21 protein-coding genes are annotated in these 19,328 nt (G+C 67.2%); 11 read left to right on the forward strand and 10 right to left on the reverse strand.

Going from position 1 to position 19,328, the window contains the following annotated elements; genetic code table 11:
- The first annotated feature begins 63 nt into the window (after nucleotides 1–63).
- The 8 genes from fliL (at nucleotide 64) to AC1RAA_RS13220 (ending at nucleotide 5,306) form a co-directional block, all read left to right on the forward strand.
- Nucleotides 64–579: a flagellar basal body-associated protein FliL gene (gene fliL, locus AC1RAA_RS13185; RefSeq protein WP_159274388.1), complete on the forward strand. Its 516-nt coding sequence runs from the start codon at nucleotides 64–66 to the stop codon at nucleotides 577–579.
- 30 nt (nucleotides 580–609) lie between these two features.
- Nucleotides 610–1,611 (forward strand): flagellar motor switch protein FliM, encoded by a 1,002-nt coding sequence (gene fliM / locus AC1RAA_RS13190; RefSeq protein WP_062469328.1) that lies wholly within the window; start codon nucleotides 610–612, stop codon nucleotides 1,609–1,611.
- Nucleotides 1,604–2,032 (forward strand): flagellar motor switch protein FliN, encoded by a 429-nt coding sequence (gene fliN / locus AC1RAA_RS13195; protein ID WP_062469325.1) that lies wholly within the window; start codon nucleotides 1,604–1,606, stop codon nucleotides 2,030–2,032. Before fliM ends, fliN begins: the two co-directional genes overlap by 8 nt.
- The gene (gene fliO / locus AC1RAA_RS13200) at nucleotides 2,029–2,499 is read left to right on the forward strand and encodes a flagellar biosynthetic protein FliO (RefSeq protein WP_070061552.1); all 471 of its coding nucleotides are present in this window, start codon (nucleotides 2,029–2,031) and stop codon (nucleotides 2,497–2,499) included. The genes fliN and fliO overlap by 4 nt, the downstream gene beginning before the upstream one ends.
- Nucleotides 2,496–3,254: a flagellar type III secretion system pore protein FliP gene (fliP, locus tag AC1RAA_RS13205; RefSeq protein ID WP_492685883.1), complete on the forward strand. Its 759-nt coding sequence runs from the start codon at nucleotides 2,496–2,498 to the stop codon at nucleotides 3,252–3,254. Before fliO ends, fliP begins: the two co-directional genes overlap by 4 nt.
- Entirely contained in the window at nucleotides 3,251–3,520 is a 270-nt protein-coding gene (fliQ, locus tag AC1RAA_RS13210) for a flagellar biosynthesis protein FliQ (RefSeq protein ID WP_062469313.1), read from the forward strand. Before fliP ends, fliQ begins: the two co-directional genes overlap by 4 nt.
- The gene (fliR, locus tag AC1RAA_RS13215) at nucleotides 3,517–4,314 is read left to right on the forward strand and encodes a flagellar biosynthetic protein FliR (RefSeq protein ID WP_492728850.1); all 798 of its coding nucleotides are present in this window, start codon (nucleotides 3,517–3,519) and stop codon (nucleotides 4,312–4,314) included. The genes fliQ and fliR overlap by 4 nt, the downstream gene beginning before the upstream one ends.
- 110 nt (nucleotides 4,315–4,424) lie before the next feature.
- Complete coding sequence (locus AC1RAA_RS13220; protein WP_492728848.1) at nucleotides 4,425–5,306, forward strand: hypothetical protein; 882 nt, start codon at nucleotides 4,425–4,427, stop codon at nucleotides 5,304–5,306.
- A 33-nt stretch (nucleotides 5,307–5,339) separates the two neighbouring features.
- Here AC1RAA_RS13220 and AC1RAA_RS13225 read toward each other — a convergent pair whose 3' ends face one another.
- On the reverse strand, nucleotides 5,340–6,134 hold the full coding sequence (locus AC1RAA_RS13225) for a LytR/AlgR family response regulator transcription factor (RefSeq protein WP_492728846.1): 795 nt from the start codon (nucleotides 6,132–6,134) through the stop codon (nucleotides 5,340–5,342).
- Nucleotides 6,131–7,186 carry a sensor histidine kinase gene (locus AC1RAA_RS13230; protein ID WP_492728844.1) on the reverse strand — a complete coding sequence of 352 codons (1,056 nt, stop codon included), beginning with the start codon at nucleotides 7,184–7,186 and terminating at the stop codon, nucleotides 6,131–6,133. Before AC1RAA_RS13230 ends, AC1RAA_RS13225 begins: the two co-directional genes overlap by 4 nt.
- 238 nt (nucleotides 7,187–7,424) lie before the next feature.
- On the opposite strand from AC1RAA_RS13230, the gene AC1RAA_RS13235 reads away from it, so the two are divergent.
- Nucleotides 7,425–8,609 (forward strand): alpha/beta fold hydrolase, encoded by a 1,185-nt coding sequence (locus AC1RAA_RS13235; RefSeq protein WP_492728842.1) that lies wholly within the window; start codon nucleotides 7,425–7,427, stop codon nucleotides 8,607–8,609.
- A gap of 135 nt (nucleotides 8,610–8,744) precedes the next feature.
- On the opposite strand, the gene AC1RAA_RS13240 is transcribed toward AC1RAA_RS13235, so the two are convergent.
- Nucleotides 8,745–9,122, reverse strand: coding sequence for a tautomerase family protein (locus tag AC1RAA_RS13240; protein ID WP_062469294.1), 378 nt, complete (start codon nucleotides 9,120–9,122; stop codon nucleotides 8,745–8,747).
- A gap of 83 nt (nucleotides 9,123–9,205) precedes the next feature.
- Here AC1RAA_RS13240 and AC1RAA_RS13245 point away from each other — a divergent pair, with 83 nt between their 5' ends.
- Nucleotides 9,206–10,063, forward strand: coding sequence for a LysR family transcriptional regulator (locus tag AC1RAA_RS13245; protein WP_062469291.1), 858 nt, complete (start codon nucleotides 9,206–9,208; stop codon nucleotides 10,061–10,063).
- Between the two features lie 10 nt (nucleotides 10,064–10,073).
- Here AC1RAA_RS13245 and AC1RAA_RS13250 read toward each other — a convergent pair whose 3' ends face one another.
- Nucleotides 10,074–10,676, reverse strand: a complete 603-nt coding sequence (locus tag AC1RAA_RS13250) for an SMI1/KNR4 family protein (protein WP_492728840.1) — start codon at nucleotides 10,674–10,676, stop codon at nucleotides 10,074–10,076.
- Between the two features lie 168 nt (nucleotides 10,677–10,844).
- On the opposite strand from AC1RAA_RS13250, the gene kdsA reads away from it, so the two are divergent.
- A complete protein-coding gene (gene kdsA / locus AC1RAA_RS13255; protein WP_492728838.1) occupies nucleotides 10,845–11,696 on the forward strand; it encodes a 3-deoxy-8-phosphooctulonate synthase in 852 nt (283 codons plus the stop codon).
- Between the two features lie 23 nt (nucleotides 11,697–11,719).
- Here kdsA and AC1RAA_RS13260 read toward each other — a convergent pair whose 3' ends face one another.
- From AC1RAA_RS13260 to AC1RAA_RS13285, 6 genes are all read right to left on the reverse strand, one after another.
- Nucleotides 11,720–12,778 (reverse strand): hypothetical protein, encoded by a 1,059-nt coding sequence (locus AC1RAA_RS13260; RefSeq protein ID WP_492728836.1) that lies wholly within the window; start codon nucleotides 12,776–12,778, stop codon nucleotides 11,720–11,722.
- Nucleotides 12,779–12,962: 184 nt separating this feature from the next.
- Complete coding sequence (locus tag AC1RAA_RS13265) at nucleotides 12,963–13,586, reverse strand: pentapeptide repeat-containing protein (protein ID WP_492728834.1); 624 nt, start codon at nucleotides 13,584–13,586, stop codon at nucleotides 12,963–12,965.
- 157 nt (nucleotides 13,587–13,743) lie between these two features.
- Nucleotides 13,744–14,955 (reverse strand): flagellar hook-associated protein FlgL, encoded by a 1,212-nt coding sequence (gene flgL, locus AC1RAA_RS13270; protein ID WP_159274373.1) that lies wholly within the window; start codon nucleotides 14,953–14,955, stop codon nucleotides 13,744–13,746.
- A 35-nt stretch (nucleotides 14,956–14,990) separates the two neighbouring features.
- Nucleotides 14,991–16,943, reverse strand: coding sequence for a flagellar hook-associated protein FlgK (flgK, locus tag AC1RAA_RS13275; protein WP_492728832.1), 1,953 nt, complete (start codon nucleotides 16,941–16,943; stop codon nucleotides 14,991–14,993).
- Nucleotides 16,944–17,069: 126 nt separating this feature from the next.
- Nucleotides 17,070–18,788 carry a methyl-accepting chemotaxis protein gene (locus tag AC1RAA_RS13280; protein ID WP_492728830.1) on the reverse strand — a complete coding sequence of 573 codons (1,719 nt, stop codon included), beginning with the start codon at nucleotides 18,786–18,788 and terminating at the stop codon, nucleotides 17,070–17,072.
- A 10-nt stretch (nucleotides 18,789–18,798) separates the two neighbouring features.
- Nucleotides 18,799–19,323 carry a chemotaxis protein CheW gene (locus AC1RAA_RS13285; protein WP_255221027.1) on the reverse strand — a complete coding sequence of 175 codons (525 nt, stop codon included), beginning with the start codon at nucleotides 19,321–19,323 and terminating at the stop codon, nucleotides 18,799–18,801.
- Between the last annotated feature and the right edge of the window lie 5 nt (nucleotides 19,324–19,328).

Genomic DNA, 19,328 nt, shown 5'->3' on the forward strand with positions numbered 1-19,328 from the left:
GTTCGGCCGTTCGCCGGCGGGCGACTTCGCAAAGAATAGATCGGACCCGTCCACCGTTTCACCATGGCTACCTCTTCTCCCGCCGCCACCGCGGCTGCGTCGGTCGCGACCGACCCGCCGGCCTCGCGCCGCACCTCGAAACTGCTGATCGGGCTCGTGGCCGTCCTCGGCCTGGCCGCGGCCGGCGCGGCGGCGTACGTCTTCGTGCTGCCCCGCTTCACCGAGCACGCCGCCGCCGAGACGGCCAAGGCCCCGGTGCCCGAGAAACCCATCTTCCTGCTGCTGGAGCCGTTGACCGTCAACCTGCAGTCCGAAGGCCGCTCGCGCTTCCTGCAGATCGGGATGGCGCTGAAGGTGCGCGACGAGCAGGCCAAGGCGCAGATCGTCGAGTTCATGCCCGAGCTGCGCAGCCGCCTGCTGGTGCTGCTGTCGAACCGCCCGCCCGAATCGCTGGTCACCTCGGAAGACAAGGCCCGGCTGGCCACGGAGATCCACAGCGCGCTGAACGCACCGCTGGCCGAGGGCCTGCCCGAGCTGGGCATTGCGAGCGTGTCCTTCAACTCCTTCGTCGTGCAGTGACGACGATGCCCGTTTGCGGACCCGCGATCCATGGCGTATGAACAGGTGCTCTCCCAGGACGAGGTCGATGCGCTGCTGCAGGGCGTCACCGGCGGCGACCTCGACCAGGCCGCCGCGCCCGCGCCGCCGCCCGATGGCCTGCCGGCCTACGACCTCGGTGCGCCCGACCGCGTGGTGCGCAACCGCATGCACACGCTGGAGGTCATCAACGACCGCTTTGCGCGCGGCCTGCGCAGCGCGCTGCTGAACTTCATGCGCCGCAGCCCCGACATCTCCGTGGGGCCGGTGCAGATCCAGCAGTTCGGCGAGTTCGTGCGGCACCTGCCGGTGCCCGCGAACATCAACATGGTCCACATGAAGCCGCTGCGCGGCACCGCCCTCTTCGTGTTCGACCCGAAGCTGGTGTTCCTCGTGGTGGACAACCTGTTCGGCAGCGACGGGCGCTACCACGTGCGCGTGGAAGGGCGCGACTTCACGCGCACCGAGCAGCGCATCATCAAGCGCCTGCTCGACCTGTCGCTGCAGTGCTATGGCGACGCCTGGCAGCCGGTGTTTCCGCTGGCCTTCGACTACGTGCGCGCCGAGATGCACGGCAAGCTCGCGAACATCGTGGCGCCCAACGAGGTGGTGATCAACACCACGCTGCAGATCGAGTTCGGCCCCATCGGCGGCTTCCTGCATGTGTGCCTGCCCTACTCGATGATCGAGCCGATCCGCGACCTGCTGTCCAACCCGATCCAGGACGAGGTCGAGGTCGACAAGCGCTGGGTCACGCAGATGTCGCGCCAGATGCAGGCCGCCGACGTCGAGCTCACCGCCGACTTCGTGACCATGCCCTCGACGCTGGGCGAGGTGATGAAGCTGCGCGTGGGCGACGTGATTCCCATCGAGCTGCCGGCGACGGTGGTCGCCAAGGTCGGCGGCGTGCCCGTGATGGCCTGCGGCTACGGCACCTCCAACGAGCGCTACGCCCTGCGCGTGCAACACATGATCTCCCACCAAGACAGCGATTCGAAGAACGACCATGACTGACAACACCTCTGCCGCCAGCGACGCGGACGACTGGGCCAGCGCACTGGCCGAGCAGACCGCGGCCAGCGCGCCCGCGCCCGACCCGGCTGTGGCTCCCGCAACGGCGCAGGTCTTCCAGCAGATCCAGGACGCGCCGGCCGCCTCGTCCGCCACGCCCGTGGACATCGCGCGCGTGCTCGACGTGCCCGTGCAGCTCACCGCCGAGATCGGCCGCACGCGCATCACCATCAAGAACCTGCTGCAGCTGTCGCAGGGCTCGGTGGTCGAGCTCGACGGCTTGGCCGGCCAGCCGCTGGACGTGCTGATCAACGGCTACCTCATTGCGCAGGGCGAGGTGGTGGTGGTGAACGAGAAGTACGGCATCCGCCTGACCGACATCGTCACGCCCTCCGAGCGCATGCAGAAGCTCGCGCGCGCATGAACCTGGCGCGGGTGTCTTCGCTGCTTGCGCTGGGCCTGCATGCGGCGCATGCGGTCCATGCCGCGCTGCCCACCGTGCCCACGCCAGTGCGCGAAGCCGCGCCGCCCGCTGCGGTCGGCGGCGCGGGCCTGCTGCAGGCGGGCTTCGGCATGGCGGCGGTCGTCGGCCTGATCTTCCTGTGCGCGTGGCTGGCGCGGCGCTTCGGCCTGCAGCGGCTGGGCGGCGGCCAGGTGGTGAAGGTGGTGTCCACCGCCATGGTCGGCCCGCGCGAGCGCGTGGTCGTGGTGGACGTGGCCGGCCAGTGGCTGGTGCTGGGCGTCACCAGCAGCCAGGTCCGCACACTGCACACGCTGCCGGCGCAGGCCACGCCTGCGGCAGTCACACCCATGTCGCCACAGAACCCGGTGGGCCTGTTCGCCCAGAAGCTGCGCGATTCCCTCGCGGGCAAAACGCGCACCGCCCCATGACGCGCCCTGCCCTGCACCGCGGCCTGCGCACCGCTTTGCTGCTGCTCGCCGCCACGCTGCCCGCCGCCGCGTGGACCCAAGGGCTGCCCGGCCTCACGAGCACGCCGGGCCCCGGCGGCAGCCAGACCTGGTCGCTGAGCGTGCAGACGCTGGTGCTGCTGACCTCGCTCACCTTCCTGCCCGCGCTGCTGCTGTCGATGACCAGCTTCACGCGCATCCTCATCGTGCTGGGCCTGCTGCGCACCGCCATCGGCACGCAGACCTCGCCGCCCAACCAGATCCTGGTGGGACTGTCGCTGTTCCTCACCTTCTTCGTGATGTCGCCGGTGTTCGACAAGGCCTACACCGAGGCCTACGTGCCCTTCTCCGAAAGCAAGCTCAGCGCCGAGAAAGCGCTGGAGCGCGGCATCGCGCCCTTCAAGACCTTCATGCTCAGGCAGACGCGCGAGACCGACCTGGCCCTGTTCGCGCGGCTCGCCAAGGCGCCCGAGATGCAGGGGCCCGAAGACGTGCCGCTGCGCATCCTGCTGCCGGCCTTCGTCATCAGCGAGCTGAAGACGGCGTTCCAGATCGGCTTCACCATCTTCATTCCCTTTCTCATCATCGACCTCGTGGTGGCGAGCGTGCTGATGTCGATGGGCATGATGATGGTGCCGCCCGCGTCCATCGCGCTGCCCTTCAAGCTCATGCTGTTCGTGCTGGCCGACGGCTGGCAGCTGCTGATCGGCGCGCTCTCGCAGAGCTTCTACTTATGACGCCCGAATCCGTCATGACCATGGGCCACCGGGCCATGGAAATCTCGCTGCTGCTGGGTGCGCCGCTGCTGCTGGTGGCGCTGGTGATCGGCCTGGTGGTCAGCATCTTCCAGGCGGCCACGCAGATCAACGAGGCCACGCTGTCCTTCATTCCCAAGCTGCTCGCAGTGTTCGCGACGCTGGTCATCGCCGGGCCGTGGATGCTCGACCGCATGCTCGACTACATGCGCGCCCTGTTCGCCAGCATCCCGCAGATGCTGGCGTGACGCCCTCGGTTTTTTCCGTCACCTCGGGCCAGCTCGAGGCCTGGCTGGTGGCCTTCCTCTGGCCCTTCGTTCGCATGCTGGCCATGGTCTCCACGGCGCCGGTGTTCGGCGAGCCCTGGGCAACGCGGCAGGTGAAGGTGGGCATCGCCGCCGTGCTCACGCTGGTGATCTCACCCACGCTCGGGCCGCTGCCGGCGGTGCCCGTGGTGTCGGCGGGCGGCTTCTGGATCATCGTGCAGCAGGTGCTGATCGGCGCCGCCATGGGCTTCTCGATGCGCCTCATCTTCACGGCCGTGCTGGCCGCGGGCGAGTACATCGGCCTGCAGATGGGGTTGTCGTTCGCATCTTTCTTCGACCCCATGAGCCACGGCAGCACGATGGTGGTGTCGCGGTTGCTGAACATGCTGGCGATGCTGATCTTCATGGCGCTGGACGGTCACCTGCTCATGCTGGAGGCGCTGGCCGCGAGCTTTCACACGCTGCCCATTGCCGACGCGCCGCTGGCGGCCGGCGGCTGGATGTTCCTGGTGCTCGCGGCCGGCGACATCTTCGCGAGCGGCCTGCTGCTGGCGCTGCCGCTGATCACCGCGCTGCTCACGCTCAACCTCGCCATGGGCATCCTGAACCGCGCCTCGCCGCAGTTCAGCATCTTCGCGGTGGGCTTTCCGCTGACGCTGCTGGCGGGGCTGGTGATGCTGCAGCTGCTGATGCCGCACCTGGCGGCGTTCCTGGAGCCGCGGTTCGCGGAGTCGCTTTCGAACATGCTGCGGTTCACGCAGGGGCTGCGGCGCTGAGGGGTGAAGGGCTGCCTGCGGCCAGTCGGCTGGTTTGAAGGACAGCAGGGTCACGGGATGGCGCGCCGCTCCCACTAAGATGATTCCGGCCGCAACACGGAAGGTCGCGCATGTCACACCCTGTTTATCTGTCCAGCTCCTCCCTGCCCCGGATGCCGGAAGGCAGCCGCAACGAATGGCGCAGCTTCTTTGGCCATGGCGCGGAGCTGGAGGCCAACGCGTTCTTCCCGCTGTTCTGGCGGGCGCTCTTCAGCCCCAGCGACATCCGGTACGCGCGCTTCATCGACGAATACGACATCGACGACGAAGCCTCGGCCGTCGACCGCGAGGAATGCATCGAGGATTTCGGCGCCGACGCGACCTACCCCTACCTCGTCATTGACAAGGCCGCAGCGGTGGCGCGGCTGACGGAGCGGCGTGAAGCGATCCTCGGCGCCGTCGGAGAACGCTACCGCCCGATCTACGCGTCCTTTGAAGCACTGATTGCGCAGCACTTCGGGGACTACCTCCTGCTGCGCACTTCCGGCCTGCCAGATGCGGCCGATGCCGAGCCATGGCTGCGCGCCGATCTTGGGGACATCGACGGTCTCCACGACAGCAAGGCGCTCGAAAGCCTGATGTCGGATCTTGCGAGGCACGATGCGGACCCGGTCTGGACCTTGAGCGGCCTCGCGTCATCCAGCGATGGCGCCTGGCCCACGCCGGCGTTGCGAGAACACTTCCCCGACCCGCGACAACGGAAGACCCGCAGACCGCCGACAACAACACAGCAGATCGACGAGCACGATCACGCGTTCGCGGAACCCAAGGCGCACGCTGCCAAGAGCTGGCTCGACCCCGCCCTGGAATGGCTGGGCGCCTTCGTGGCGGCGGGTGCGGCCTTGGGCGCCTATTACTTCACCCAATCCACCTGGCTGGCCGTGCTGGCATTCTTGTGCGTCGCCGTGGCCTTGGGCTTCGGCATTGCGAGGCTGCGCGCCCCGAGACGATGACCCCGGCCCTGGCCATCAACAAGCCTGCTCCCGCTACATCGCGCGAAACAGGTGCCCGAACGCCCGGCTGACCTTGAGCGATCGCGCCAGGCCCCGCACCGACAGGCTGTAGCGCCCGTTCTCGTCGCGGGTGGCGCTCACGATGCTGTGGATGTTGACGAGCACGCCGCGATGCACCTGCGTGAAGTCGGTGGCGTCGATGCGCGACACCAGATCGCGCAGGCTCATGCGCACCAGCGCCTCGCCCTGGGCCGTGACGACATTGACGTACTTCTCGGCGGCTTCCAGGCAGATCACCTCCGAGACCGGAATCATCCGCACGGTGTTGCCGACGCCGGCGCGGATGACCTTGATCTTTTCGGGCGCGTCCGCCGGATCGGTGATCGACTGCACGCGCTCCATCAGGGCCGCCATGCCACCGGCAGCCGGTGTCCGGGCGCGCTCGTGCAGCCTTTGCTTCAGGCGTTGCACGCAGACCTGCAGGCGTTCGAGCGTCGCCGGCTTGAGCATGTAGTCCATCGCCGCCTGCTCGAACGCCGAGATCGCGAAATTGTCGTACGCGGTGATGAAGACGAAGAGCGGTTCGGCCTGGTCGTCGGGCCACTCGTCAGCGACGGCCTCGGCGACTTCCAGGCCTGTCTTGCCCGGCATCTTGATGTCCAGGAACATCACATCGGGCGCCAGGGTCTGTGCCAGTTCGATCGCCTTCAGGCCATCGTCGGCAACGCCCACGATCTCCAGCTCGGGCCAGGCTTCGTGCAACAAGCGCTGCAGCGTTCTCGACAGCACCGGTTCATCTTCGGCAATCACGCCGCGCCACGTGCTCACGATGGAATCCTCACGACCGCGCGAACGCCGCACGGCGATCGCGCTTGCAGAGACAGGGACGCACGCAAGCCATAGCGGGTCTGGAGGCGGTCACGCACATTTTTCAGTCCGGCCCCGCAGACCTCGTCGCCACCCGAAGCGGACAGGTGCGGCGACAAGCCCAGACCGGAATCGTCCACAGCGACCTCGATGCTGCCCTCGATCGACCGTGCCAGCACTTCGATGCTCCCTGCGCCCAACTTCGGCTCCAGGCCGTGCCTGATGGCGTTCTCGACCAGCGGCTGCAACAGCATCGGCGGGATGGCGATCCGCTCCAGCTCGGCGGGCAGGTCGAGCCGGTAGGCCAGCCTGGGCCCCATGCGCAAGGACATGATGTCGAGGTACGCCCTCAGCTGGGCGAACTCCGACTGCAGCGTCGTCACCTCGTCGCGTGACGCTGCATGCGTGCTGCGCAGGTAGACGATCAGCTGGTCGATCATGCGCTCGGCCTGTCGCGGGTCTTCGTCGACGAGCGAGCGCAGAGTCGCCAGCGTGTTGAACAGCATGTGGGGCTCGAGTTGCGCGCGCAGCAGCCGCAATTCCGATTCGGTGGCGAGGCGCTGGGCGTCGGATCGGGCGACCGCTTCCTTGGCAAGCTGGTCACGCGTTGCAGCGACGTAGAGGACGAACATGGCCAGCACCAGGCCGAAGGCGAACGCCACCATGTAGTCGCTGTCATGGCCCACGACGCGGCCGATCGGTTCGTCCAGGATCAGGAGCGCGACCAGGTGCCCCCCGAAGTACCCCGTCGGGATGGCGATCGCGCCGGTCAGAAGCCAACGGGGCAGCGCCTGCATTCGCCGCAGTCGTCCAAAGCGGCCCAGCACCGCGACGCACGCGATGAACACCATGCCGACACATTCGACGAAGACGAACAGGCGCGCCGGCGTTTCGAGTGCAGGAGCGGCCCAGAAGAGCAGCCCGGCCGCGATCGCGCACAGCAGGAACGAACTGGCCGTCAGCCGCGCTGCGCCCAGCCAGCGGGCGGGAATGAGTGAATCAACGCGGATCACGGATGGCCGTCGGCTGCATGCATCGCGCCACTGTAGAGGTTGGCACGCCATGCCGCTACCGATCGAGGGCCGGTGGGGGCGAGTTTGTCCTCGAGCCGTCGTTTGAGGGGACCGAACGGCGACCGCTCGATGCCGCCTCACGACCGTTGATGCCCTCCACCGGGCGTTTGGGCGCCAAACCGGATGCGCGCCTGGCTGCGGCCGCCGACAGTGCGGACCTCACCACCCGGGAGTCCCCATGCAACGATCTTCTTCTCTTTCGCACACGCTGCTTTGCGCTGCGGCCGCCGTCTGCGCGGCCCTCGTCACGACGAACGCACAGGCCTTCGACGGCATCGTGGAAAAGCAGGTGTTCAACCTGCCCACCTACACGACCGTGAACGGCCAGGTCATCAAGGGCGTGCGCATCGGCTATGAAACCTATGGCCGCCTGAATGCAGCGCGAGACAACGTGATCCTGATCAATCACTTCATCACCGGCACCTCGCACGCCGCCGGCCGGTATGCGGCTAGCGACGCCGCGCCGGGTTACTGGGACACGATCATCGGCGCCGGCCTGCCGATCGACACCGATCGGTTCTTCGTCATCGCGACCGACGCGTTGGCCAACCCCAATCGCGCATCGGCCACCGTCGTCAGCACCGGCCCGGCCAGCATCGACGCCGCCACCGGAAAACCGTACGGCCCGCGCTTCCCGGTGCTGGCGGCGCGGGACACGGTGGAGGTGCAGAAGGCCCTGCTCGATGCGTTGGGCATTCGAACCATTTACGCCGTGGCCGGTGCGTCGGCCGGCGCCTGGATGTCGGTGGAATGGGCCTCGGCCTACCCGGAGCGCGTGCAACGCCTGGTGTCCATCGTGGGACCTGGCGTCGACAGCCCGGCCTACGCCATCGCCAAGATGAGCTCGTGGGGCGCGGCCGTGCGGCTGGACCCGAACTGGGCCCACGGCGACTACCACGGCAAGGCCGAGCCGCTGGCCGGCATGACGCAGGCCATGCGTCTCGTCACGCTCGACGCGCTCAGCTTCGCCTGGGCCGACAAGGCTTTCGGTCAGAAGTGGGCCGACCCGGGCAAGAACCCCGGCGAAGCGGCTGCAAACCAGTTTGCGGTCGATGCCACCCTCGAGAAGATCGGCGAAGCGCGTGCCAAGGGCATGGACGCCAACAGCTGGCTGTACACGCTGAAGGCCTTGCAGTTGCCCAGCGCCAAGCCAGAGCGCATCAAGGCCAGGTCGCTGTTCGTGGGCATCAGCTCGGACCAGATCTTTCCGCCGCTCCTGTCCCAACGCGCCGTGGAGATCCTCAAGGCGCAAGGCACGCCGGCAGAGTATGTCGAGATGAACAGTCCCAATGGCCACGCCGATGCACTGGGTGCCACCATCGGCCTGGCCGGGCCGGCGATTGCGTCGCTCCTGGCGAAGTAGGCGCGCGGTCTGTGGCGTTGTCAGCAAGCGTCCGGTCGGGAAAAGGAAGCCGGCCTCTTTCAAATTCCGTCCACCAGTTTTCTGGAATCGCGCGATGGATGCAGGCTTTCTTTTGGAGGCTGAAGGAGCCATTCCTCAGGCAAATTGCGCCAACCCATGTCCGACGGACCAGTTCTCCCTGGGTGCATCGGCCAGGGTCACGAACACATCCTCCGGGCGTATCCCCGGACTCTCGGCCAGTAGCTGCGCGATGCGCTGGAACAGCGCCTTCTTCTGCTGCGCGGTGCGCGTGTTGAAAACGGTGATCTGGATGTACAGGAGATCGTCGCTGCGCGCGACGCCGAAGGCGCCTCCATATCGGAAGTTGGCGGCCTCGTGCTCGGTGATCGTCATGAACTGGTCGTCTTGCGGCACGTTCAACGTGTCACGCAGGGCGCGATAGAGACTGTCGAAGATCGCCTGCCGGTACGCCTCTGGCTTTCCCGCGCGCATCGAGATGTGAATGGTGGGCATCGCTACTCCGGGTCATGGTGGAACAGCGGATGTTATGTATTCAGATTTGCTATTGATACTTATCTCAATAACAATCTTTTGTCATGACTGATCGCCCGCTGGATCTCGATGCCGTTCAGGCCTTCGTTCGCATCACCGAGCTGGGCAGCTTCACGCGCGCCGCAGAAGTCATGCAGACCACGCAGGCAGGGATCAGCCTGAAGCTGAAACGCCTGGAAGACAGGTTGGGCTGCCGGCTCCTGGAGCGCACACCGCGGCACGTGGAGCTGTCGGCGCGCGGTGCCGCCTTCCTCGGACACGCCCGGGAACTCCTGGCGGTCCACGATCGCACGCTGGCGGCCTTTGCGAGCGCCCGCCAGCGGCTGACCATCGGCATCAGCGACCACGTGGCGGGCCCGGAGTTGCCCGCGCTGATCGCCCGCATGAACGCGCAAGACGCGCAGCTGCTGATCGATATCCGGATCGGCTCCTCGGGCGATCTGCTCCAGAGCTACGACCGACGGGAACTCGACACGGTCATCGTCCGGCTGCATGCCGGACGCACGGACGGGAAGCTTCTGACGCAGGAGCGCTTCGGCTGGTTCGCTGCCGCGGGCTGGCAGCATCGCGTGGGCGAGCCCCTGCCGCTGGCCACGATGGCGCAGCCCTGCGGGGTGCGCGCGTTGGCGGAGCAGCTTCTGGACACGGCCGGCATCCCGTGGACCGAGGTGTTTGTGGGGGGCGGCGTCGCGGCCGTGGCGGCGGCGGTGGTGGCCGGACTGGGGGTCGCTGCGTTGGCGCCGCGCATGCTGCCCCTGGGCTGCGTCGACGTGGGCCCCAAGCTGGGTCTGCCCGACCTGCCGCGCCTGCCGGTCCTGCTGCACTCCCGGGTCCGGGAGGCTCGGGCGCGCGAGGCCGTGGACGCCCTGTCTGCGGCGTTCAGGAGCGTGGCGAGAAACTGATCCGACCGCGTCAGGGCGCGCGTTCGTCCACCACGAAGCCCCAGAAATCGTCGTCGCAGTGGATGCAGTGGTCCAGGAAGGATTGCATGTCCCTGGCGTGGAACCACACCAGGCCCTGCGCCTCGTCGCACAGCGCATCGGCCTGCACGTCCAGGCCGAGCGATGGGAGGTGGGCCAATTCCATGTCGGCCAGAAATTCCTGCGTGTCCAGCTTGCCTGCAAAGAGGTCGTGGTCGAGGCTGGCGATCCGGCCCTTGTGCCGGCCGTGCAGCACCTCCACGAACGGGTTGCCCGCGGGGTCGCTGCCGATGTCCAGAAACCAGTCGGCCAGCAGGCTCTCGGCCTGCAACGTCTCCAGGTCGCAGTGGGGGTCCGAGGCGCCGAAGCTGTTGAGCACCCGGAAGTTGGCATGCGACGCGCTGCTCGCCATGCCGTCTGGCTGCACATAGGCCGCGATGTCGCCGGCCTTTTCCATCTCGTACAGCGAGAAGCCGTTCTGGGTTCGCAGGAAGGTGGCGTAGGCGTTCGAGAAACCGAGGCGACGCTGCAGCGCGTCGACCGCCTGCGCGGATGCCGGTGCGCGGCCGAAGGGATTGGGGAAGAGTACTTTCATGGCGTTCGCTGCAGCCTAACGCGGATCACGGCGCACCGGCCCCGTGTCGGGTTCGTTCACCGCTCCTATCGGCCAGGCAGGTTCAGGCCGTAGGTGGCCAGAGGCCCATTCTGGGCCAGAAGCCGAACCGCGAGAATGCGGGCAACAGACACTTCAGAGGAGCTCGCCTTGACCACCGTCGCCATCACCCCCGCCATCCACGTCAGCAACAGCAAGGGCTTTGTCCTGTTCGGCGGCGTGAACGTCCTCGAGTCGAAAGACATGGCCCTGCGTGCCGCGGAAGAGTACGTGCGGGTCACGCAGAAGCTCGGCATTCCCTATGTCTTCAAGGCGAGCTTCGACAAGGCCAATCGCTCGTCCATCCATTCCTACCGGGGCCCCGGCCTGGAAGAAGGCCTGAAGATCTTCGAGGCCGTCAAGGCCGCGTTCGGCGTGCCCGTTCTCACCGACGTGCACGAGCCCTGGCAGGCGAAACCCGTCGCCGAAGTGGTGGACGTCCTGCAGCTGCCCGCGTTTCTCGCCCGCCAGACCGACCTGGTCGTCGCGCTCGCCCAAACCGGCAAGGTAATCAACGTCAAGAAGCCCCAGTTCCTGAGCCCGACGCAGGTGCTCAACATCGTGGAGAAGCTCAAGGAGGCGGGGAACTCTTCCGTCATCCTGTGCGACCGGGGCACCTGCTTCGGCTACGACGACCTGGTGGTGGACATGCTCGGCTTCGGCACCATGAAGAAGGTCACCGGGAACCTGCCGGTCATCTTCGACGTGACCCATGCGCTGCAGCAGCGCGAGGCCAACGCCATCGCCTCCGGCGGGCGGCGCGAGCAGGTGGCCGAGCTGGCGCGTGCGGGCCTGGCAGTGGGCCTGGCGGGCCTCTTTCTCGAAGCGCATCCCGACCCGGCACAGGCCAAGTGCGACGGCCCCAGCGCTTTGCCGCTGGACCAGCTGGAGCCTTTCCTCACGCAGCTGAAGGCGTTGGACGACCTGGTGAAGTCGTTCGCACCCCTTCACATCCGCGCCTGAACAGGACGCTCCCGCAGGGGCCTCTAGCGGCTGTCGAGCCGGGCCTTCATGTAGCAGGCCCGCAGCAGCGCCTGTTCGCGATGGGGATCGTGCAGTCCGTTGCCCATCGGCCGGGTTCGGCTCGCCGCCTCCTGCAGCGCCCCGGCGTGGTACTCGGCCAGCGACTGGGGCGGAACGGCCAGCGCGCCTGCGGCGTATTCGACCCTGGCTTTTTCCGTCATCCAGCCCTGCACGCGCTCGCGCGACCCGGTGTGCGTGCGGCGGTAGTAGCGGTCGGCCTCCACCTCCGATTGATAGAAGGTATCGATGGCGGTCCGCAGGGCGTCCGAGCAGCGCGACATCAGCATGTCCACGGAGGGTTCGCTGCGCGCGGATGCTCTCGCCGCGGGGACGCTGCCCGCCTGAACCGTCGGACGTTCCGGCGCCGCGGCCTCGTTCGGCATGGCGGCCGAGTCGCAGTTCCTGGCGCCCGAATGCCTGCATTCGGAGACGAGCCGCACGTACTCCTGCTGATAGACCTTGCGCGTGGCCGCGCGGTCGTCGGGTGTCAGGTTGCCGCAGCTGCGATCGAGGTACTCGATCATCGTGTAGTTGTGGACGCGGTCCGCGCCGGGGCCCGAGGCCTGCGTGGCGCGTTGCTGCAGCGCCTTGCATTCTTCGGAGGAGGCGCGCGTTCGCTGCGAGGGCGCAGGATTCGCGGCCTTCGCTTCTTTCTCGGAGAAGCAGTACCCCCGGTAGCCCCGCCCTTCCACGTACCGCCAGCGGCCCGTGCCCCGGTGCTTGGTCGCGCAGGCCCACCAGTGCACGGTGCCGTGCAGGAGGTTGCCCTCCTTCTTGCCGGGGCCCAGCGTGCTGAGTCCGCCGTTGGGGCACTGGAAGGCCTCGGAGCTGTCGAAGAAGTGCTTGGTCTGCCGCGGGTTCTCGACGCAGAAGCCGACGTCGACGCTGTAGTTGCACTGGTTGAAAAGCGTGCTGTCCTTGCCGATGACGCAATGGCTGTCGGTGCCGTCGTTCGCAGCCAGGGCGGGCAAGGCCGTGCCCAGCAGGAAGACGCTCAGGGCCAGGGTGCGAACGATCGGCATGCTTTTCTCCTCCAGGATGGCGCCTGAATCTAGCCGGCCGATTCGCAAACGAAATACCGCTTTTGTGGGAGGCCACGGGAACCGGTGGCCCGCCTCGCAAAACGCAAGTGGAGAAGCAATCCCACGCCAACGACAGGCAGCTTGCTTCCTGCCTCGTGTTCATCGCACCCGCGCTGCCTCGCTTCTATTCCTCCGGCCTGACGTCCATTCCCAGCGCCTCGGCGATGGTCAACGCTTGCACGGCGGTGATGACTGCGCCTTGGAGCTGCACGTGCTGCGGTTCGAGTGCGCTCAGGTCGCTGCCACGCAGGTCGCAGCGCGAGAAGTTGGCGCTGTGCAGCCAGGCCCCCGACAGATCGACATCGCGAATCACGCCGCCATCGCATCGTGCGCCCGTGAGGTCGACCTCGCGCATTCGTGTGCCGTTGAACGACGCCTTGCGCAAGTCGGCACCCGGAAGGCCGGCAAATGACCAGTCGCCGCCGACCGCTTTCATCACCTCGAACATGCAGCCATCGAACATGCTGCCGATGAACTTGCAATCGATGAAGCTGGCATCGAAGAACTTGCAGGCGACAAACGTGCAATTGACGAAAGCCGCATCCGTGTGGACCGACGCATTGAAGCGCGCGCTCCGGAACGTGCAGTCGGTGAACACCGAGCCGGTGTTCCTGGCCTCCGTCATGTCCAGATCGCTGAACAGGACGGCGGTGTAGGTTTGCCGGTCGACGTCCTTGCCGTACCAGCGCTCTCCAGCCAGCGTGGTCCGGGTCGCAGGTGCCGGTGCCCCATATGCACGTTCGGCCATGGATCGATTCTCCGAGGAAGGCGGGTGTGGTGCGCTGCTGCCAGGCGGACGACCGACGGCAGCCAGTCGACGCATTCTGCCCGCGTCCATCGCGACGATCGCGACGATCGGTTGTCCCCCTCCAGTGGCCAGCACGCAGCCGCTGGCCACCCCACCGTCACAGGTAGTTGAAGAGCGAAATGCTGTTCAACTTGGCAAACGTCATCTGCGTCGCCTGCAGCGACGACTGCCGCTGGTAGAACTCGGAAATCGCCGTGTACGGATCGAGGTCCTCGATCGACGACAGGTAGCTTTCTTCCTGCAGCTTGTTCATCGCACCGGCGCTATCGAGCGCCTGCAGCTCGACCTGGCGCGAGCCCACCGACGACAGCACGGTGAGCACGTTGTCGTGCGCGTTCGTGACCTTCACGTTGGCGGTGCTCAAGGCATTGCGCAGCTGCGCCTGGGCCGCCGCGCCGCCGCCGTTCAGCGGTGCGCGCAACGCCGTCACCAGCTCGCCCAGGGCCGCGAAGATGTCGGTGCCGGCGTTCTGCGCAGTCGACACGTCGAAGCTGTCGCCGTTGGCCGGCGTGCCGCTGATGGCGATCTGCACGCCGCCGAACGAGATCGGGGTGCCGGCGGTGAACGGGCCGCTCGCGGCCACGACCGGCGGCGTGTCCTTCGTCATCACCGTGTAGTCGGTGCCGGTGAAGCGGATCGTGAAGTCCTTGCCGTAGTTCGGTGCGGTGGCGTCGGTGATGCTCACGGCGCCGAACACGCCCGAGCCGGTGTTGGCAGGTGAGCCCGAGGTCACGTAGCCCGCACCGCCCTGCACCGACTGGAAGATGCTGCGGCCGTCGTCCGAGGTCGACATCTGGCGCGCCACGTCGATCTGCATCAGCCGCTCGCCCTGGTCGCCCACGTACTGCACGCCGCCGCCGGCAGCCATCACGAAGGGCGGGCTGCCGCTCTTGTAGCCGGCGAACAGGTACTGGCCGCTGCCGTTGTCGCTGTTGGCCACGCCCACGAGCTGCTCCAGGCTGCTCTGGATGGCCGTGGCAAGCGAGCCGCGATCGGCGTCCGACAGGCCGCCGCCGCCGGCCTGCACGACCAGCGTCTTCACGTGCTGCAGGATCGACGTCACCGAGTCGAGCGCGTTCTCTTCGGTCGACAGCGCCAGTGCCGCGCGCTGGCGGCTGGTGGCGAACTGGGCGCCCTCCGCCAGCGTCTGGCTCACGCCGAGCGCGCGCGCCGCGCCCACCGGGTCGTCACCGGCCGACAGGAACTTGGAGTTGGTCGCCAGCTGCTGCTGGACCTTGAACAGCTTCTGCTGCTGCAGGCCCATCGACTGCAGGCTCTGTTCGTAGAAGGATTGGGTGCTGATGCGCATCGCGGGTCCTGGAATCTGTGCAAGAGGTAGAAGGGTCAGCTGCGGATGCCGAGGATGGCGTCGAACATGGCCGACGCGGTCTGGATCACCTTGGCGTTGGCCTGGTACATCTGCTGGAACATCAGCAGGTTGCCGGTTTCCTCGTCCTGCACCACGCCCGAAATCGCGCGCTGGCTGGCCTTGATCTGGCCGGTCACGCTGTCCTGCGTGACGGCGGCGACCTTGATCGACATGGCCCGGTTGCCGACGTCGCTCACCAGCTGCGAGTAGGCGCCGTTGAAGGTCGCGGTGCCGTTCGACATCGTGGTCTTGCGCTGCAGCGCGCCCAGCAGCAGCGCGTTGCCGCCGTCGGAGACACCGCCGGTGTTCTTGCCGATGGTGAAGGTGTCGCCCTGCGCGGGCGCGCCCGTCATGGCGACGGTGATGCCGTCGAAGCTCATCTTCGCGCCGGCCGTGTAGGGCACGGGCGTGCCGGCCGGGTAGCTGGTGGCGGTGCCGTCGGCGCGCGTGACGGTCACGGCCGAGCCGGCCGGAAAGCCCGACAGCGTGCCGGTGCCCGCGTTGAAGCTCAGCGTGACGTTGCCGGCCAGCGGCGAGCCCGGGTAGGCCGCGTCGACGGTGGCCGCGCCCAGTGCGCCGCTGCCCTTGTTGCCCGCGGTGTTGCCGGTGATCACGGGCGACGCGGCGGCCACCTTGGCCGGGTCGCGCACCAGCACCTCGAGGTCGCGTGCGCCGGTGCGCGTGGGCTGCACCAGGAACGAATCGCCGGCCTGCGCCGTGCCGCTCGCGGCCGTGAGGCTCACGCCGTCGAAGCTGATCGGGAAGGTGGTGAAGCTGCCCATCGGCGTCTTGTCCGAGAGCCGCGTGACCGTGTAGGTGAGCGTGCCCGCCACGTCGGTGACGCTCACGTTGTAGTCGCTCGTGGTGAGCTTGGACGCATCGGTCAGCGTGGCGCCGAGCTCGAGGTTGCCGGCGTTGCCGGCATTGGCGATGGTGCCCGGCACGGCCTGCGAGAAGAAGTTCTGGCCCAGCGCGCCGTTCAGGTCCACGCCCAGCTTGTGCTGCGCGTTCACCGCGTCGGCCACCGACATGGCGAGCCGGCCGATGGCGTTCTGCGTGGGGATCAGCGTGTCCTTGCGGAAGGCCATGAGGCCGCCGAGCACGCCGCCGGTGAAGGCGCTGTCGTCGAGCTCGACGGTGTTGCCGGCAAAGCCCGACAGCGCCACCACCTGGCGCGTGGGGTCGGCCGACGACGTCACCGCCGCCATCTTCGAGGCATGGTCGCCCACCACCAGCGACTGGCCGGTGGCGATGAACACGTTGTACTTGCCGTCGTCCTGCTGCAGCACGCGCACATCGACCACCTGGCTCAGCTCGCTCACGAGCTGGTCGCGCTGGTCGAGCAGGTCGTTGGGCGCCTGGCCGCCGGCCACCGCGCTCATCTGGCTGATCTGCTGGTTCAGGCTGGCGATCTTGGCGGCATAGGTGTTGATCTGGCTCACGCTGCCCACGATCTGCTCGTTGACCGAGGTGTTCAGGTCCGACAGGTACTGGTCGGTCGCGCGGAACTTGCTGGCCAGCGACTGCGCCGCGCTGATCATCTGCTGGCGCGCCGCCGGGTCGGCCGGCGTGTTGGCCACGCCCTGCACGCTGGTGAAGAAGCTCTGCATCAGCGGCGCGATGCCCGAAGTCTTGTCGGCCAGCAGCTGGTCGATGCGGTTGACCTGCACGCCGTTGGTGGCCAGCGCGGCCGACTGCGACTGCGCGCTGGCCAGCTGCGCCGTGAGGTAGCGGTCGTAGCTGCGCGACACGGTCGTCACGTTGGCGCCCGAACCGATGAAGCCCGAGCCGCTGGCAATGCCGCCGGCGGAGGCGATCTGCGCGATCTGGCGGCTGTAGCCGGCCGTGTACACGTTGGCGGTGTTGTGGGCCGTGGTCATCAGCGCGGTGCGGGCGACCGCGAGGCCGCTCAGACCTGTGTAGAACATGCTTCCGGACATAAGGCTTTACCTGTCAAAGGGGTGTGGGGGAGCGGCATCGCGCGCGATGCCTCTCGGTAGTTATCGGCAGCGCGCGCCCGAAGTTGAGGGGCGCGCGTCGTCTTTACGCCTGGCTCAGAACTCCGACCAGTCGCCCTTGGCGTCGCCGGCCATGGCCAGCTGCGGTGCGCCGGTCGGTTCGCGGCGCGTGGGCAGCGCCTTGGCGCGCGGCTTGGGCGTCGGCTTCGGCGGCTTGGGAATCGGCGTGATGCGCGTGAAGCTGGCGCGGGTCGTCGCGACCGCGTTCGCGTCGAGCTTGAAGACGCTCACGGCCTGCACGAGGGCGCCGGCCTGTTCCTGCAGCGACTGCGCGGCGGCCGAGGCTTCCTCGACCAGCGCCGCGTTCTGCTGCGTGACCTGGTCCATCTGCGTGATCGCCTGGTTGATCTGCTCGATGCCCGAGGTCTGCTCTTGGCTGGCTGCCGTGATCTCGCCCATGATGTCGGTCACGCGCTTGACGCTGCCGACGATCTCTTCCATCGTGCGGCCGGCTTCTGCGACCTGCTTGCTGCCTTCTTCGACCTTTTCCACCGAGTCACCGATCAGGGTCTTGATTTCCTTGGCGGCGGCTGCGGAGCGTTGAGCCAGGCTGCGAACTTCGGACGCGACCACTGCGAAGCCTCGGCCTTGCTCACCAGCGCGTGCGGCTTCAACAGCAGCGTTCAGCGCCAGGATGTTGGTCTGGAATGCGATGCCATCGATCACGCCGATGATGTCCACGATCTTCTTGGACGATGCATTGATCGAACCCATCGTGTCCACGACCTGCGACACGACCGCGCCGCCCTTGACGGCGACCTCAGAGGCAGAGACCGCAAGCTGGTTCGCTTGACGCGCGTTGTCCGCGTTCTGCTTGACCGTCGAGGTCAGCTCTTCCATCGACGCCGCCGTCTGCTCCAGCGAGCTGGCTTGCTCTTCGGTACGCGACGACAGGTCCTGGTTGCCCGAAGCGATCTGCCCCGACGCCGTGGCGATCGTCTCCGTGCCCGTGCGCACTTCACCCACCACCTTGGCGAGATTCGCGTTCATGTCCTTCAGCGCCTGCATCAGCTGGCCCGTTTCGTCGCGGCTGTCCACGCGGATGTTCGCGCTCAGGTCGCCGGCGGCCACCGTCTCGGCCACGCCGACGGCCTTGGCCAGCGGGCGCACGATGCTGCGCGAGATGAAGAAGGCGAACAGGCCGCCCAGCAGCACCGTGAGCGCCGTCAGCAGCAGCCGCAGGTTGAAGCTCTTCGCATTCGCCGCGTCGATGGCGTGGCTCATGTCGTCGATGGCCCGGCGCTCGATGGCCAGCAGTTCGAGCACGCGGTTTTCATACGCTTTGGCCGCCGGCTGGAACGACAGCTGGTAGGCGCGCACGGTCTCGACCGTGTTGCCGCTGGCCTTGGCGCGGGTCACCTCGTCCTTGGCGGCCTGGTACTTGGCGCGCAGCTCGACGATCGACTTGTAGGTCGCCTTTTCTTCGTCGGTGACCAGCAGCGCCTCGACCTTGGCCATGGTCTCGCTGCCCTTCTTCACGCTCTCGGAGATCACGTCGGCGAACAGCATCGGCAGCGCCTCGTCGGTGGTGCGCGCGATCATCGAGGTGCGCGCGATGGCCGAGTAGGTCAGCACGTACCAGTCGGAAATGAGCCGCTCCTTGGCCAGCGGGCTCTGCATCATGATGCGCGTGGCTTCGGCGTTCTTGTGCGCCGACATCAGCCCCACGGCGCTGGAGATGAGCGTCAGCCCCAGCACGACGGCGAAGGCAAGGGTCAGGCGGGTGCCGATGCGCAGGTTCGAAAAGAATGTCATGGGGTGGTCCTCAAACGGTGGCGGCGGCTTCGATAAGGCCCATTTCTTCGCTGGACATCAGCCGGTCGATGTCCACCAGGATCAGCATGCGTTCGTCCAGCGTGCCCAGGCCGATCAGGTAGTCGGTGTCGAGCACCGAGCCCATCTCGGGCGCCGGCTTGATCTGCTCGGCCGTGAGCGTGATCACGTCGGACACGCTGTCCACCACCATGCCCACCACGCGGCCCGCGATGTTCAGCACGATCACCACCGTGAACTGGTCGTAGGTGGGCGCGCCCAGCTCGAACTTGATGCGCATGTCGATGATCGGCACGATGATGCCGCGCAGGTTGACCACGCCCTTGATGTAGTCCGGCGCGTTCGCGATGCGCGTCACGGCGTCGTAGCCGCGCAGCTCCTGCACCTTCTGGATGTCGATGCCGTATTCCTCGTCGCCGAGCTTGAAGGTCACGACCTCCAGGCGGTTGGCCACGGCGGACGCGGACGGCGCCGCGCCATTCGATCGCGGTGATGTGTCTCTGGTGTTGTTCAACATGTGTT

This window comes from Variovorax sp. GW823-FHT04F07 (genome assembly GCF_058795995.1).

Bases quoted from the DNA above. Each gene is read 5' to 3' on its own strand.
- fliL (WP_159274388.1), top strand. From the start codon at position 64: ATGGCTACCTCTTCTCCCGCCGCCACCGCGGCTGCGTCGGTCGCGACC.
- fliM (WP_062469328.1), top strand. From the start codon at position 610: ATGGCGTATGAACAGGTGCTCTCCCAGGACGAGGTCGATGCGCTGCTG.
- fliN (WP_062469325.1), top strand. From the start codon at position 1,604: ATGACTGACAACACCTCTGCCGCCAGCGACGCGGACGACTGGGCCAGC.
- fliO (WP_070061552.1), top strand. From the start codon at position 2,029: ATGAACCTGGCGCGGGTGTCTTCGCTGCTTGCGCTGGGCCTGCATGCG.
- fliP (WP_492685883.1), top strand. From the start codon at position 2,496: ATGACGCGCCCTGCCCTGCACCGCGGCCTGCGCACCGCTTTGCTGCTG.
- fliQ (WP_062469313.1), top strand. From the start codon at position 3,251: ATGACGCCCGAATCCGTCATGACCATGGGCCACCGGGCCATGGAAATC.
- AC1RAA_RS13220 (WP_492728848.1), top strand. From the start codon at position 4,425: ATGTCACACCCTGTTTATCTGTCCAGCTCCTCCCTGCCCCGGATGCCG.
- AC1RAA_RS13235 (WP_492728842.1), top strand. From the start codon at position 7,425: ATGCAACGATCTTCTTCTCTTTCGCACACGCTGCTTTGCGCTGCGGCC.
- AC1RAA_RS13240 (WP_062469294.1), bottom strand. From the start codon at position 9,122: ATGCCCACCATTCACATCTCGATGCGCGCGGGAAAGCCAGAGGCGTAC.
- AC1RAA_RS13245 (WP_062469291.1), top strand. From the start codon at position 9,206: ATGACTGATCGCCCGCTGGATCTCGATGCCGTTCAGGCCTTCGTTCGC.
- AC1RAA_RS13250 (WP_492728840.1), bottom strand. From the start codon at position 10,676: ATGAAAGTACTCTTCCCCAATCCCTTCGGCCGCGCACCGGCATCCGCG.
- AC1RAA_RS13260 (WP_492728836.1), bottom strand. From the start codon at position 12,778: ATGCCGATCGTTCGCACCCTGGCCCTGAGCGTCTTCCTGCTGGGCACG.
- AC1RAA_RS13265 (WP_492728834.1), bottom strand. From the start codon at position 13,586: ATGGCCGAACGTGCATATGGGGCACCGGCACCTGCGACCCGGACCACG.
- flgL (WP_159274373.1), bottom strand. From the start codon at position 14,955: ATGCGCATCAGCACCCAATCCTTCTACGAACAGAGCCTGCAGTCGATG.
- flgK (WP_492728832.1), bottom strand. From the start codon at position 16,943: ATGTTCTACACAGGTCTGAGCGGCCTCGCGGTCGCCCGCACCGCGCTG.
- AC1RAA_RS13280 (WP_492728830.1), bottom strand. From the start codon at position 18,788: ATGACATTCTTTTCGAACCTGCGCATCGGCACCCGCCTGACCCTTGCC.
- AC1RAA_RS13285 (WP_255221027.1), bottom strand. From the start codon at position 19,323: ATGTTGAACAACACCAGAGACACATCACCGCGATCGAATGGCGCGGCG.